Annotated in this window: 11 protein-coding genes and 1 tRNA gene; all 12 read right to left on the reverse strand. The window is 42.9% G+C overall.

What is annotated here, in order from left to right:
- Positions 1-62 precede the first annotated feature (62 nt).
- The 12 genes from fusA to J8L73_RS14395 all read right to left on the reverse strand — a co-directional run bounded on the left by fusA (position 63) and on the right by J8L73_RS14395 (position 15,675).
- Positions 63-2,177: an elongation factor G gene (gene fusA / locus J8L73_RS14340; protein ID WP_211018066.1), complete on the reverse strand. Its 2,115-nt coding sequence runs from the start codon at positions 2,175-2,177 to the stop codon at positions 63-65.
- A 27-nt stretch (positions 2,178-2,204) separates the two neighbouring features.
- A complete protein-coding gene (rpsG, locus tag J8L73_RS14345; RefSeq protein WP_010392135.1) occupies positions 2,205-2,675 on the reverse strand; it encodes a 30S ribosomal protein S7 in 471 nt (156 codons plus the stop codon).
- 97 nt (positions 2,676-2,772) lie between these two features.
- A complete protein-coding gene (gene rpsL / locus J8L73_RS14350) occupies positions 2,773-3,147 on the reverse strand; it encodes a 30S ribosomal protein S12 (protein WP_002958885.1) in 375 nt (124 codons plus the stop codon).
- Positions 3,148-3,340: 193 nt separating this feature from the next.
- A complete protein-coding gene (gene rpoC, locus J8L73_RS14355) occupies positions 3,341-7,513 on the reverse strand; it encodes a DNA-directed RNA polymerase subunit beta' (RefSeq protein ID WP_211000914.1) in 4,173 nt (1,390 codons plus the stop codon).
- Positions 7,514-7,617: 104 nt separating this feature from the next.
- Entirely contained in the window at positions 7,618-11,643 is a 4,026-nt protein-coding gene (rpoB, locus tag J8L73_RS14360; RefSeq protein WP_211000915.1) for a DNA-directed RNA polymerase subunit beta, read from the reverse strand.
- Between the two features lie 271 nt (positions 11,644-11,914).
- Positions 11,915-12,277: a 50S ribosomal protein L7/L12 gene (gene rplL, locus J8L73_RS14365; protein WP_211000916.1), complete on the reverse strand. Its 363-nt coding sequence runs from the start codon at positions 12,275-12,277 to the stop codon at positions 11,915-11,917.
- Positions 12,278-12,354: 77 nt separating this feature from the next.
- On the reverse strand, positions 12,355-12,849 hold the full coding sequence (rplJ, locus tag J8L73_RS14370) for a 50S ribosomal protein L10 (RefSeq protein WP_004588207.1): 495 nt from the start codon (positions 12,847-12,849) through the stop codon (positions 12,355-12,357).
- Between the two features lie 326 nt (positions 12,850-13,175).
- A complete protein-coding gene (gene rplA, locus J8L73_RS14375; protein WP_058549282.1) occupies positions 13,176-13,880 on the reverse strand; it encodes a 50S ribosomal protein L1 in 705 nt (234 codons plus the stop codon).
- Positions 13,881-13,883: 3 nt separating this feature from the next.
- Complete coding sequence (gene rplK, locus J8L73_RS14380; RefSeq protein WP_002958879.1) at positions 13,884-14,312, reverse strand: 50S ribosomal protein L11; 429 nt, start codon at positions 14,310-14,312, stop codon at positions 13,884-13,886.
- A gap of 214 nt (positions 14,313-14,526) precedes the next feature.
- Positions 14,527-15,084, reverse strand: a complete 558-nt coding sequence (gene nusG, locus J8L73_RS14385; protein WP_006791264.1) for a transcription termination/antitermination protein NusG — start codon at positions 15,082-15,084, stop codon at positions 14,527-14,529.
- Between the two features lie 4 nt (positions 15,085-15,088).
- On the reverse strand, positions 15,089-15,466 hold the full coding sequence (gene secE / locus J8L73_RS14390) for a preprotein translocase subunit SecE (RefSeq protein WP_058549280.1): 378 nt from the start codon (positions 15,464-15,466) through the stop codon (positions 15,089-15,091).
- Between the two features lie 132 nt (positions 15,467-15,598).
- A tRNA-Trp gene (locus J8L73_RS14395) sits at positions 15,599-15,675 on the reverse strand.
- Between the last annotated feature and the right edge of the window lie 4 nt (positions 15,676-15,679).

Raw genomic sequence — 15,679 nt, forward strand, 5'->3', positions numbered from 1 at the left:
CTTAAAAAATTCCTAATTAAGAAATTAAAGCCTGACCCACTATTGAGCCAGACAAGCTAAAATCATATTACAGCGCGAGCTGAAATTATTGTATCTGCAACCTGTTTAGAGGCTTCAGCGTACTTCAAAAACTCCATAGAGTATGAGGCACGGCCCTGTGTTGCAGATCGTAAAGCAGTTGCATAACCAAACATTTCAGAAAGAGGAACTTGAGCATTAATTTGCTTAAGTCCACCTATTGCATCTTCCATGCCTTCGATCATGCCGCGACGACGGTTAAGGTCGCCAACTACATCACCCATGTTTGAGTCAGGAGTGATTACTTCAACCTTCATCATAGGCTCTAATAATACAGGGTCAGCTTCTAGCGCCCCGTTTCTCATTGCCATTGAACCTGCTACTTTAAATGCCATTTCATTCGAATCTACATCATGGAATGAACCATCATATAGAGTCGCTTTAACGCCAAGTAATGGGTAGCCTGCCAGTACACCTTGAGACATTTGCTCTTGGAGACCTTTGTCTACCGCAGGGATAAATTCTTTAGGAACAGAACCACCTACCGTTTCGTTAACGAACTCATAAGTTGGTGCTTCATCATCCGAAATATCCATCGGTTCAAGTTTAACCCAGACGTGACCATATTGACCACGACCACCTGATTGACGTATAAACTTCCCTTCAACTTCAACAGTTGAACGAATAGCTTCTCGGTAGGCAACCTGCGGCTTACCAACGTTACATTCAACACTGAATTCACGTTTCATACGGTCGACAATGATATCTAGGTGAAGTTCACCCATACCAGAGATTATAGTCTGGCCTGATTCTTCGTCAGTTTGTACGCGAAAAGACGGATCTTCTGCCGCTAGTTTACCTAGCGCGATACCCATCTTATCTTGGTCAGCGATTGTGCGAGGCTCAACCGCAACAGAGATAACTGGTTCAGGGAATTCCATACGCTCAAGCGTAATAATAGAATTCGGATCACACAGTGTTTCACCTGTTGTTACGTCTTTAAGACCAATAGCTGCCGCGATATCGCCTGCGTAAACTTCTTTGATCTCTTCACGTGAGTTTGAATGCATCTGTACGATACGGCCAAGTCGCTCACGCTTACTTTTAACTGGGTTATAAACCGCGTCACCCTGTTTAACGGTACCAGAGTAAACACGGAAAAAGGTTAAAGTGCCAACAAACGGGTCTGTTGCAATCTTAAATGCGAGTGCAGCAAACGGCGCTTTATCATCAGCTGGACGTTCTTCCTCAGTACCATTTTCTAAGATACCTTGGATTTGTTTCACTTGTGTTGGTGCTGGCATGTACTCAACAACGCCATCAAGCACAGCTTGAACGCCCTTGTTTTTAAATGCGCTACCACACGTAATGGGAACAATCTCGTTCGCTAATGTGCGTTGACGTAAAGCAGATTTAATCTCTGCTTCACTTAACTCTTCACCTTCTAAGTACTTATCCATTAGTTCTTCAGAGGCTTCAGCTGCACTTTCAACTAAATGGGAGTGCCATTCTTCAGCTAACTCTTGAAGTTCTGCCGGTATTGCCTCATAAGAGAAAGTCATACCTTGGTCCGCTTGGTTCCAATTAATAGCTTTCATTTTTATAAGGTCAATTACACCTTTAAAGTCGTCTTCAGCGCCAATTGGCAACTGGATTGGAACAGGCATTGCTCCAAGACGAGATTTCACCTGGCTAACAACCGTTAAGAAGTCAGCGCCCGTGCGATCCATTTTATTTACGAAGATCATTCTCGGAACTTCGTATTTGTTCGCTTGACGCCAAACTGTCTCAGTTTGCGGCTGTACACCTGATGAAGCACAAAGAACAACTACCGCACCATCTAATACGCGTAAAGAACGCTCTACTTCGATAGTGAAATCTACGTGTCCTGGAGTATCAATAATATTGATGCGATGGTCGTCAAATTGAGCGTCCATCCCTTTCCAGAAACACGTTGTTGCAGCAGAAGTGATTGTGATACCACGCTCTTGTTCCTGCTCCATCCAATCCATAGTTGCGGCGCCATCATGTACTTCACCGATCTTATGAGAAAGACCCGTGTAGAACAGAACACGTTCTGTTGTGGTGGTTTTGCCTGCATCTACGTGAGCTACTATGCCGATATTACGGTAGCGCTCAAGTGGAGTTGTACGTGCCATATGATCCTCTTAAAGGTTAAGGACAGATTACCAACGGTAATGTGCGAATGCTTTATTCGCTTCAGCCATACGGTGAACGTCTTCACGTTTCTTAACCGCAGTGCCTTTGTTGTCAGCAGCGTCAACGATTTCTTGAGCTAAACGTAAGCCCATAGATTTTTCGCCACGCTTACGTGCAGCGTCTACTAACCAACGCATACCTAATGCGTTGCGACGTACTGGACGTACTTCAACTGGTACTTGATAAGTTGAACCACCAACACGGCGAGATTTAACCTCTACCTGTGGACGGATGTTATCAAGTGCAGTTTCAAAGATTTCTAGGTGCGACTTGCCTGATTTCTCAGCAGCCACGTCTAGCGCACCATAAACAATTTTTTCAGCAGTAGATTTCTTGCCGTCTAACATTACGATGTTAACGAATTTAGCAAGAAGTTCCGATCCGAACTTAGGATCTGGAAGAATTTTACGTTGACCTATTACGCGTCTTCTAGGCATTTTGTATCTCCGGTTTATTCAGGTTTGTCCTTTTGGAACAATCACCCAAAACAATAATTAATAATATTTAGTGCTTGGCCTTACTAACGGAAAACAATTAGCCTTTAGGGCGTTTTGCACCGTATTTAGAACGAGCTTGACGACGGTCGCTAACGCCTGCACAGTCAAGTGCACCACGTACAGTGTGAAAACGCACACCTGGTAAATCTTTAACACGACCACCACGGATTAGGATTACACTATGCTCTTGAAGGTTATGACCTTCACCACCAATGTATGAAGTTACTTCGAAACCGTTAGTTAAACGTACACGAGCTACTTTACGTAACGCCGAGTTTGGTTTCTTAGGTGTAGTTGTATATACGCGAGTACATACACCACGCTTTTGCGGACACGCTTTAAGCGCAGCTGAGTTACTTTTAGTAACCTTGCTACGACGTGGCTTACGCACTAGCTGGTTAATAGTTGCCATTTAAATAGCTCCTGAAATTAAAATTACTACTGAAAAAAATAAAAAAATCCGCCCTTTTTACAAGCTTTTAACATACATGCAAGTAAATGGGTGGCGGAATTTTAATGAGCAAAGTTTAACCTGTCAACCTAAACTGATAGCAAGACAGAATATATCTGCCTTACTATCACTTAATCTATTGATTAAGAACAGTTTATTGATTTCCAGACAAATCAGCGTTTAAAGCATCAGTTAGTGCTTGAGTTGCCTCTTCTGCACTTACTGTTTGCTCTTCAACAACTAAACTTTGCTTACGACGTGCCATACGATCCTGGTGATACGCAAAACCGGTACCGGCTGGGATCAAACGACCCACTATTACGTTTTCTTTCAGACCGCGAAGCTCATCGCTCTTACCATTCACTGCTGCATCTGTAAGAACACGTGTTGTTTCTTGGAAAGACGCTGCTGAGATGAAAGATTCTGTTGCAAGTGATGCTTTCGTGATACCCATAAGTTGTATTTCAAACTTCGCTGGGATTTTACCTTGTTTTTCAAGGTCACGATTAGCGATATTAACGCGAGCTACTTCAATTTGCTCACCCGCTAAGAACTCAGTATCACCACCGTGTATAATTGTACATTTACGAATCATCTGACGGATAATTGTTTCAATGTGCTTGTCATTGATCTTAACGCCTTGCAAACGGTAAACCTCTTGCACTTCGTTAACGATGTAGTTAGCAACATGAGTCACACCACGTAGGCGTAAGATGTCATGTGGTGATTCAGGACCATCGGCGATAACTTCACCTTTAGACACTTGCTCACCTTCAAACACGTTAAGTTGACGCCACTTAGGAATCATTTCTTCGTAATGATCGCCTTCAGCTGGAGTAATAACTAAACGCTTCTTACCTTTAGTTTCTTTACCGAAGCTAATAGTACCTGTGATCTCAGCTAAGATAGCTGGCTCTTTAGGTTTACGCGCTTCAAATAAGTCGGCTACGCGTGGTAGACCACCCGTGATATCACGAGTTTTCGAACCTTCTTGTGGAATACGTGCTAACACGTCACCAGGGTTTGCAGTCGCACCATCTGTCACTTCAATAGTAGTGAATGAAGGTAAACGTGTTTCTTGCAGACCGCGCTCTTCACTTTCGATGATAAGCTTAGGTTCTTTCGCATTGGCTTTAGCAAGGTCTTTAACAACAATACGAGTTAAACCGGTTAGTTCATCGGTTTGTGTCTCTGTATTTGAGTCATCGATATCGCTGAACGATACTTTTGACTTATGCTCAAGAACAATTGGGTGACTATGCGGGTCCCAAGTAGCAACAATGTCGTTACCTTGAACTTCAGCATTGTCTTGCACTGTTAATACCGCACCGTAAGGTACTTTATAACGCTCTTTTTCACGACCATAGCTATCAATGATAGTGATCTCAGTAGAACGTGAGGTAATAACAATCTTACCGTCTGTGTTTAATACGTATTTAGCGTTGTGCAGTTTTAATGTACCGTTAGTTTTAACTTGTACATTATTTTCAGCTGACGCTCTTGATGCCGCACCACCGATGTGGAATGTACGCATCGTAAGCTGTGTACCCGGCTCACCAATTGACTGCGCCGCGATAACACCTACAGATTCACCCGCGTTGATGATATGACCACGTGCAAGGTCACGACCATAACACTTAGCACATACACCAAAGTCGTTATCACATGTGATAACTGAGCGTACGCGTACTTCATCTACTGAGTGCTCTTCTAAAAGGTCACACAGTTTTTCATCGAGCATGATATTACGTTCAACAAGCACTGTGTTAGTACCTGGAATAACGATATCTTCAGCAACAACACGACCAAGAACACGTTCACGAAGTGCTTCTACAACATCACCACCTTCAATAAGCGGTTTCATTGTTAAGCCATCTTCTGTGCCACAGTCGTCTTCGTTAATTACCAAATCTTGTGCAACGTCTACTAAACGACGCGTTAGGTAACCCGAGTTCGCTGTTTTCAGTGCTGTATCGGCAAGGCCTTTACGCGCACCGTGCGTTGAGATGAAGTACTGAAGTACGTTTAGACCTTCACGGAAGTTAGCCGTGATTGGCGTCTCGATGATTGAACCATCTGGACGTGCCATTAGACCACGCATACCTGCTAGCTGACGGATCTGAGCGGCACTACCACGAGCACCAGAGTCGGCCATCATAAACACTGAGTTAAATGACGGTTGCTCTTCTTCTTCACCTTTAGCATTAATAACCATGTCTTTTGACAAGTTGGCCATCATTTCACGTGATAAGTTTTCATTTACACGTGACCAGATATCGATAACTTTATTGTACTTTTCACCAGCCGTTACAAGACCTGATTGGAATTGTTGGTTGATTTCAGTTACTTCAGCCTCAGCTGATTCAATGATCTGTGCTTTAACTGGCGGGATAACTAAGTCATCAATACCAATTGAAACACCTGACTTCATTGCGTAGTGGAAACCGGTGTACATAACTTGGTCAGCAAACACAACAGTGTCTTTTAGACCTAGACGACGGTAACACTCGTTTAATAAGCTAGAAATCTGCTTTTTACCTAATGCTTGGTTGATTGACTCAAACGGCATACCTTTAGGTAAAATTAGAGACAGAATCGCACGACCAACAGTAGTGTCGATGATAGTAATAGTATCTTCTACTACACCGTCTTCGTTCTTAACTGATTGGCTGATACGCACTTTCACGCGAGCGTGAAGTTCTGCATTACCGCTACGGTATGCTTTTTCTGCTTCTTTAGGATCTTTAAATACAATGCCTTCGCCTTTCGCATTAATGCGATCGCGCGTCATGTAGTAAAGACCTAATACAACATCCTGTGAAGGAACGATGATTGGCTCACCATTCGCAGGAGATAAGATGTTGTTTGTAGACATCATTAGTGCACGTGCTTCAAGCTGCGCTTCGATTGTTAACGGTACGTGTACCGCCATTTGGTCACCATCGAAATCGGCGTTGTAAGCCGCACATACTAATGGGTGCAAATGAATCGCTTTACCTTCGATAAGCACAGGTTCAAACGCTTGGATACCCAAACGGTGAAGTGTTGGTGCACGGTTAAGTAATACTGGATGTTCACGAATTACTTCGTCTAATACATCCCATACTTCCGCTACTTCACGTTCAACCATCTTCTTAGCAGCTTTGATTGTCGTAGCCATGCCGCGACGCTCTAGTTTGCCATAGATAAATGGTTTGAATAACTCAAGTGCCATCTTCTTAGGAAGACCACATTGATGAAGCTTAAGTGTAGGACCAACCGTGATTACAGAACGGCCAGAGTAATCTACACGCTTACCAAGTAAGTTCTGACGGAAACGACCTTGCTTACCCTTGATCATATCAGCAAGAGATTTAAGAGGACGTTTGTTAGAACCTGTTATAGCACGACCACGACGACCGTTATCAAGTAGCGCATCTACCGCTTCTTGTAACATACGTTTTTCGTTGCGTACGATAATATCTGGTGCAGCTAAATCTAATAGACGCTTAAGGCGGTTATTACGGTTAATAACACGACGGTAAAGGTCATTTAGATCAGAAGTCGCAAAACGACCACCGTCTAGTGGTACTAATGGACGTAGATCAGGTGGCAATACTGGAAGTACTGTCATGATCATCCACTCAGGGTTATTACCTGATTGGTGGAACGATTCCATTAATTTAAGACGTTTAGTGATCTTCTTACGCTTAGTTTCAGAGTTAATTGTTGGTAACTCTTCACGCATTTCTGCAATTAATTGGCCAAGATCAAGTTCACGAAGCAAGTCTAATACTGCTTCGGCACCCATCTTGGCTTCAAATTCATCACCATGCTCTTCTAATGAATCTAGGTATTCTTCTTCACCTAAAAGCTGACCACGTTCAAGCGTAGTCATACCAGGCTCAGTTACTACGAATGATTCGAAGTAAAGAACACGTTCAATATCACGAAGCGTCATATCAAGCATTAAGCCGATACGTGACGGTAATGATTTTAAAAACCATATATGTGCTACTGGGCTCGCAAGGTCGATATGACCCATACGATCACGACGCACTTTAGTAAGTGTAACTTCAACGCCACACTTCTCACAGATCACACCACGGTGTTTAAGGCGTTTATATTTACCACATAAACACTCATAATCTTTCACTGGGCCGAAAATACGGGCACAGAATAAGCCATCGCGCTCAGGCTTGAAAGTACGGTAGTTAATAGTCTCAGGTTTCTTTACTTCACCGTATGACCATGAACGAACCATGTCTGGTGAAGCAAGACCAATGCGAATTGCATCGAATTCTTCGGTCTTATTTTGTTGCTTCAGAAACTTAAGTAAGTCTTTCACCTTAGCTCTCCTGTCGGAGTTAATCTTGAGGACGGGTAGTCTCGTCCCTACATTCTATTCAGCCGTAACAGATGCTGCAGGGTTAACTGCAGCATCTAATTGGCTTAATTTTCTTCCAACTCGATGTTGATACCCAGTGAGCGGATTTCTTTCAACAATACGTTGAACGATTCTGGCATACCTGGTTCCATTTTATGGTTACCATCAACGATGTTTTTATACATCTTAGTACGACCGTTCACGTCATCCGATTTCACTGTTAGCATTTCTTGTAGAGTGTAAGCAGCACCGTAAGCTTCAAGTGCCCATACTTCCATCTCACCAAAACGCTGGCCACCGAACTGTGCTTTACCACCCAGCGGCTGCTGAGTAACAAGGCTGTAAGAACCAGTAGAACGTGCGTGCATCTTGTCATCAACCAAGTGGTTAAGTTTAAGCATGTACATGTAACCTACAGTTACTTGACGTTCAAACTGATCGCCAGTACGGCCATCATAGAGTGTAACCTGACCACTTCTCGGGTATCCACCAAGCTCTAGCATGTCTTTGATTTCGTTTTCTTTCGCGCCATCAAATGCAGGAGTAGCGATTGGTAAACCACCTTTTAAGTTTTCAGCTAAACGACGAATTTCATCATCAGAGAAGCTTGCAATATCTACTTCTTGACGAGATTCACCGATTTCGTAAGCTTGCTTGATGAATTCACGTAGCTCATGAAGCTCACGTTGTTCCTTCATCATTTCCTCTAAGCGCTCACCAATACCACGTGCAGCTAGACCCATGTGTGTTTCAAGGATCTGACCGATGTTCATTCGTGATGGTACACCTAGTGGATTCAGTACGATATCTACCGTACGACCTTTATCATCGTATGGCATATCTTCTACTGGTACGATAGTCGAGATAACACCTTTGTTACCGTGACGACCCGCCATTTTATCACCTGGTTGGATACGACGTTTAACAGCTAGGTATACTTTAACAATCTTAAGTACGCCTGGTGCTAAGTCATCACCTTGGGTAATTTTACGACGTTTATTTTCAAACTTCTTATCGTATTCAGCTTTAAGCTCATCGTACTGAGATGCTAATTGCTCAAGTTCAGCTTGCTTGTCTTCTTCAGCAAGGCTTTGAGTAAGTAGCTTTTCAGCATTCATTGACGCTAAGTTGCTTTCTTCGAAGCCTGAATTCACAAGTAACTTGCGAGCACGTCCTAAAACGCCAGCTTCTAAAATGCGGAACTCTTCGTTGAAGTCTTTCTTCGCTTCGCGAAGCTGCATATCTTCAACTTCTAACGCACGTTTATCTTTTTCAACACCATCACGAGTGAAAACTTGTACGTCAATTACAGTACCAGTTACAGAGTTTGGTACACGTAAAGAGCTGTCTTTAACGTCAGACGCTTTTTCGCCGAAGATAGCACGCAGTAGCTTCTCTTCAGGTGTTAATTGCGTCTCGCCTTTCGGAGTCACTTTACCTACTAGGATATCGCCGCCTTTAACCTCAGCACCAATATAAACAACGCCTGATTCATCAAGCTTGCCTAGTGCAGACTCACCCACATTCGGGATATCTGCAGTGATCTCTTCAGGACCTAATTTAGTATCACGGGCAACACACTGTAGCTCTTGAATATGAATAGTCGTTAGACGATCTTCTTCAACTACGCGCTCTGATAGTAAGATTGAATCCTCGAAGTTGTAACCGTTCCATGGCATGAATGCCACGCGAAGGTTTTGACCAAGGGCTAAATCACCTAAGTCAGTCGAAGGACCATCTGCTAACACGTCACCACGAGTAACCGGTTCGCCAACCATACAAGTTGGTTTTTGGTTAATACATGTATTTTGGTTAGAACGTGTGTATTTGGTTAAGTTGTAGATGTCGATGCCCGCTTCACCTGGAATGCGTTCTTCTTCATGTACGTTTACAACGATGCGACTTGCGTCAGCATACATTACTTCACCACCACGTTTAGCAACAATCGTTACACCAGAATCTTTTGCTAGTGTTAACTCAATACCAGTACCTACTAACGGCTTATCCGCTTTCAATGTTGGTACTGCTTGACGTTGCATGTTTGAACCCATCAATGCACGGTTAGCATCATCGTGTTCTAAGAACGGGATAAGTGCTGCCGCTACAGAGATCACCTGTTGTGGTGATACATCCATATATTGCTGATCCATACGACCCATAAAGGTAGATTCACCTTTGTGACGACATGGAATAAGTTCATCAACAAACTCATTGGTTTCAGTTAAGTTTGAGTTCGCCTGTGCGATAACAAACTGACCTTCTTCAATGGCTGATAAGTAATCAACTTCATCAGTTACAACACCGTCTACCACTTTGCGGTAAGGTGTTTCTAAGAAACCATAGTCATTTGTACGTGCGTACGTAGACAATGAGTTAATTAGACCGATGTTTGGACCCTCAGGAGTCTCGATTGGACATACGCGACCGTAGTGAGTTACGTGAACGTCACGTACTTCAAAGCCAGCGCGTTCACGAGTTAGACCGCCCGGACCTAATGCAGAAATACGACGCTTATGCGTTACTTCTGATAGCGGGTTATTTTGGTCCATAAACTGTGATAACTGAGACGAGCCGAAGAACTCTTTAACCGCTGCCGAAATAGGCTTAGCGTTAATAAGATCTTGTGGCATTATCGCGTCAAGGTCACCTAAGCTTAAACGCTCACGTACAGCACGTTCTACACGTACTAAACCTACACGGAATTGGTTCTCAGCCATTTCGCCAACACTACGTATACGACGGTTGCCTAAGTGGTCAATATCATCAACATCGCCTTGACCGTTACGAATAGCAATTAATACTTTCATAACAGACACGATGTCTTCTTTATTTAATGTGCCAGGGCCTGTATCAGTATCATAACCAACACGGCTGTTGAACTTCATACGACCTACAGTAGATAAGTCATAACGCTCTTCAGAGAAGAACAAGTTCTCAAATAAGGCTTCAGCCGCGTCTTTCGTCGGTGGCTCGCCTGGGCGCATCATGCGATAAATTTCTACTAATGCTTCTAAACGGTTGCTTGAAGAGTCAATGTTTAATGTATTTGACATGTAAGCACCGCTGTCCACTTCATTGATATATAACGTATCAATTTTAGTGTGACCAGCTTTAACCAATTCAGCCATCAATTCTAGAGATAGCTCGTCATTAGCGTTTGCAATCACTTCACCTGTTGACTCATCAACATAGTTTTTAGCTACAATACGGCCAATGATGTACTCATGTGGTACTTCTAATTGATTAATGCCTTTCTTCTCGATGCTCTTGATATGACGTGCCGTAATACGACGACCCGCTTCAACAAGTACTTCACCGTCTTCGCCTTTGATATCAAAAGCGGCAGTTTCACCACGTAAACGTGAAGGTACAAGTTCCATAAGAACTTTACCGTCAGTTACTTCAAACGCAGTGTTATCGAAGAACATATCTAGGATTTGTTCGCTAGAATACTCTAGTGCACGTAAAATGATAGACGCCGGTAATTTACGACGACGGTCAATACGAACGTATAGGTTATCTTTTGCATCAAATTCGAAGTCTAACCATGAACCACGGTAAGGTATAACGCGAGCGTTATATAATACTTTACCCGATGAATGGGTTTTACCGCGGTCGTTATCAAAGAATACACCAGGGCTACGGTGTAGCTGAGAAACGATAACACGCTCTGTACCATTGATTACAAAAGTACCGGTATCGGTCATGAGCGGAATTTCGCCCATGTAAACTTCTTGCTCTTTAATGTCTTTAACTGTGCCTGGAGCTTCTTTGTCCATAACTACAAGACGCAGTTTCACGCGAAGTGGAGCAGAATAAGTCACACCGCGAATTTGACATTCTTTTACATCGAATACTGGCTCACCAATACGATAACTTACGTATTGAAGCTCAGAATTTCCCGAGTAGCTTTTAATTGGGAACACAGAACGGAAGGCAGCTTCCAAACCATGATCGCCATCAGCGTCCGGGACTAAGAATTTTTTAAACGATTCTAACTGCGTCGACAGTAAGAAAGGTATATCCAAAACTTGTGGACGTTTACCAAAATCCTTACGGATACGTTTCTTTTCAGAATAAGAGTAAGCCATGGGGTTCCTCAGCTTGCTGATCTTTGACCCGACCTGTTCTTGTAAGAACAGACTTAACTGGCATCTAAGCCAAGATTTACAACATTTAATTGTTGTTCTAATAAACTCCCCTTCACAACACTAGCAAACTATAAAGCGTTGAAAGTAAAGAGAAAATCAGATTTTATTTGAGCTATAGGAATACATCGCTCTATAGCGCAAAAAGGCCGGTGATTAAATAATCACCAGCCCTTGCCTGATTTCTCAGGCAGCGAACTTAGCAAAAGCTAAATTACTTAACCTCAACTTCAGCACCAGCTTCAGTAAGGTCTTTTTGAAGTGCTTCAGCTTCTTCTTTAGATACACCTTCTTTGATAGGTGCAGGAGCAGCTTCAACAAGCGCTTTCGCTTCTTTAAGGCCAAGGCCAGTTGCGCTACGAACAGCTTTGATTGCAGCAACCTTGTTAGCGCCAGCGCCAGTAAGGATTACGTCAAACTCTGTTTTCTCTTCAGCAGCTTCAGCAGCTGGACCAGCTACCATTGCAGCTGCAGCAGTTACGCCGAATTTTTCTTCCATTGCTTCGATAAGAGCAACAACGTCCATTACTGACATTTCAGCAATTGCGTCAAGGATTTGGTCTTTAGTTACAGACATTACAAATTTCCTAATAATTAACGGACTCTAGGTCCAAATAAATTTTTACACCGAAAGGGAGGTTAAACAGCTTAAAATTAAGCAGCTTGCTCTTCTTTCTGTACACGTACTGCTTCAATTGTTTTACACAATTTGCCAGCAGACGCTTCTTTCATAGCGCTCATTAAGCGTGCAACAGCTTCGTCGTATGTAGGTAATGTAGCAAGCATTGCTGCGTCTACGATGTTACCTTCAAAAGCGGCCGTTTTAAGCTCAAATTTCTCATTCTTTTTCGCGAAATCTGAAAAGATACGCGCAGCAGCACCAGGGTGCTCTGATGAGAAAGCGATTAAGCTTGGACCAACTAACGAGTCAGATAGACATTCAAATTCAGTACCTTCAACAGCACGTTTTGCTAGCGTGTTACGAACAACTTTCATCCATACACCAGCTTCACGAGCTTCTTTACGAAGGGCTGTAATTGCGCCTACTGCTACACCACGAGAATCTGCAACAACTGCAGAAAGAGCACCATTGGCTGCTTCGTTGACTTCAGCAACAATTGCTTTTTTGCCTTGAAGATTTAAAGCCATGGGTGTTACTCCTGGTTTAATGGGGTTACCGACATTCGGCTTCCCTGTTTTTACTCTTCCCCACCAAAATATCTGATGGAGATGCTTTTTACGGCGAGAGCCAGAAGGATTAGGAAAAATCTATCTGGGGATTCACACCGTCTACGTAGGTAAACATTAAGGCCGAAACCGCCTACGGTCTTGGACGGAAGCCCAATTTATCGACTTGCCAGAGGCACACCGAAATTATGGACTTCAACCCGAATTCTTTACTTTGCCAATTAATAAATTAATCAACAAAATGGCGCAAAATTATAGTATAAATTTCGCGCCATGTAAACACCAAATTAAGCTACAACTGTGCTTAAAGTGTTTTGGTCAACAGAAACACCTGCACCCATTGTTGTAGAGATAGTTACTTTTTTCAAGTAAACACCTTTAGCTTGAGAAGGTTTAGCCTTCTTAAGCGCAACAATTAGAGCTTCAAGGTTTTGTTGAAGTTGCTCAGCAGTGAAATCAACCTTACCGATAGTAGTATGGATGATGCCATTTTTGTCATTACGGTAACGTACTTGACCTGCTTTAGCATTTTTAACTGCTTCTGCAACGTTAGGCGTTACAGTACCAGTTTTAGGGTTTGGCATTAGACCACGTGGGCCTAAGATTTGACCTAGTTGACCAACAACACGCATAGCGTCTGGTGATGCAACAACAACGTCAAAGTTCATCTCGCCTTTTTTAACTAGTTCAGCAAGATCTTCCATGCCTACTAATTCAGCACCGGCTTCTTTTGCAGCTTCTGCATTAGCGCCTTGTGTGAATACAGCAACACGAACGTCACGGCCAGTACCGTTAGGTAGTACAGTTGCACCACGAACGTTTTGGTCAGATTTACGAGCATCGATACCAAGGTTAACGGCAACGTCAACACTTTCTACGAATTTAGCTGTCGCTAACTCTTTTAAAAGAGCAACTGCTTCATTGATTTCGTAATCTTTAGTTACTTCCACTTTTTCGCGGATAGTACGCATACGTTTAGTTAATTTAGCCATTTCTTAGTCCTCTACGTTCAAGCCCATCGCACGCGCAGAACCTGCGATAGTGCGAACCGCTGCGTCCATATCGGCAGCTGTAAGGTCAGTTCGTTTTGTCTCAACAATCTCTTCAAGTTGAGCACGAGTTACTGTGCCTACTTTATCAGTGTTAGGACGGCCTGAGCCTGACTTGATACCAGCAGCTTTCTTAAGTAAGTAAGCAGCAGGTGGCGTTTTCATGTCGAACGTAAATGAACGGTCACCGTAAACAGAGATCACTACAGGAACTGGAGCGCCTTTTTCGATAGACTCTGTACGTGCGTTAAACGCTTTACAGAATTCCATGATGTTTACACCGTGTTGACCTAGTGCAGGACCTACTGGAGGACTAGGATTAGCCATACCAGCGGCAACTTGTAGCTTGATTAAAGCTTCAACTTTTTTAGCCATTATAAATACCTCATTTGGTGGGTCTTAGCCTTGTGCGCGCGAGGACGCGTACTCTAACGGCTTCCCAGTTTAAAAATTGGTTTCGTACTTTTTGTACAGTAAAAATAAATTTTTACCTTAATACAAAAAGGCCGCTGATTATAAGTTAATCAGCGGCCTTTTTCAAGCTTCGTGCCAAAATTTATAAAAACTTTGGCGAAGCTTTTTTAATCAATTACTTATCTTGCTCAACTTGACCAAATTCAAGCTCAACCGGCGTAGAACGACCAAAAATAAGTACAGATACTTTTACGCGGCTCTTTTCGTAGTCAACTTCTTCAACCACACCGCTAAAGTCAGCAAATGGGCCATCAGTAACGCGTACAACTTCACCTGGTTCAAATAATGTAGCAGGTTTAGGTGCTTCAGCATTTTCTTGTAGGCGGTTAAGTATACGATCAGCTTCTTTTGAGCTAATAGGCGCTGGACGGTCAGAAGTACCACCAATAAAGCCCATTACGCGTTCTGTGCTGTTCACTAAGTGCCAGCTAGCATCGTTCATATCCATTTGTACTAATACGTAACCTGGAAAGAATTTACGCTCAGATTTACGCTTTTGACCAGCGCGCATCTCAACAACTTCTTCAGTTGGTACTAATATCTCACCAAAGCTCTCTTCAAGGCCTTCGATTTTAATATGTTCAGTTAACGTTTGTGCCACACGCTTTTCGTAACCCGAAAAAGCTTGTACTACATACCAACGTAACTTAATTTCTTTGTTCTCATCCGACATGGGATCAGATCTCCAATCCAGTTAAAAAGCCTACAGCGCGGAATAAAATGCCATCTAATCCCCAAAGGATAAGCGCCATAATCACTGTTGCAACCATTACAATTAATGTCGTGTGGGTAGTTTCTTGACGCGTTGGCCAAATTACTTTGCGTACTTCAATACGTGCTTCTTTAGCGAAAGCAAGGAAAGTACGTCCCTTAAATGTTTGCGAGGCAATACCTAAACCAGCTGCTATTGCAATTACAACGCCAATAGCACGTAGTAATACAGACTGATCTGCAAACATGTGATTACCAACAACTGCGCCTGCAAGTAGCGCGATAGCTACTAACCACTTTACTGACTCCATCGCACTTGATGGTGTTTCTACATTCGTGCTCATAATATTATTACCCTAACTACAGACACAACAACCCTACACAATGGCAGGGTTAATCCATTAAAATCTAAACTTAAAAACAGACTTATTTAAACCGATTTTTAACCCCAGACTTACTCAACTTACAAGTAAAATTGGCAGGGGCGGAGAGATTCGAACTCCCAACCGTCGGTTTTGGAGACCGCTGTTCTACCAATTGGAACTACGCCCCTGCAA

This window comes from Pseudoalteromonas sp. MMG006, from assembly GCF_018101025.1.
Lineage (GTDB): Bacteria > Pseudomonadota > Gammaproteobacteria > Enterobacterales > Alteromonadaceae > Pseudoalteromonas.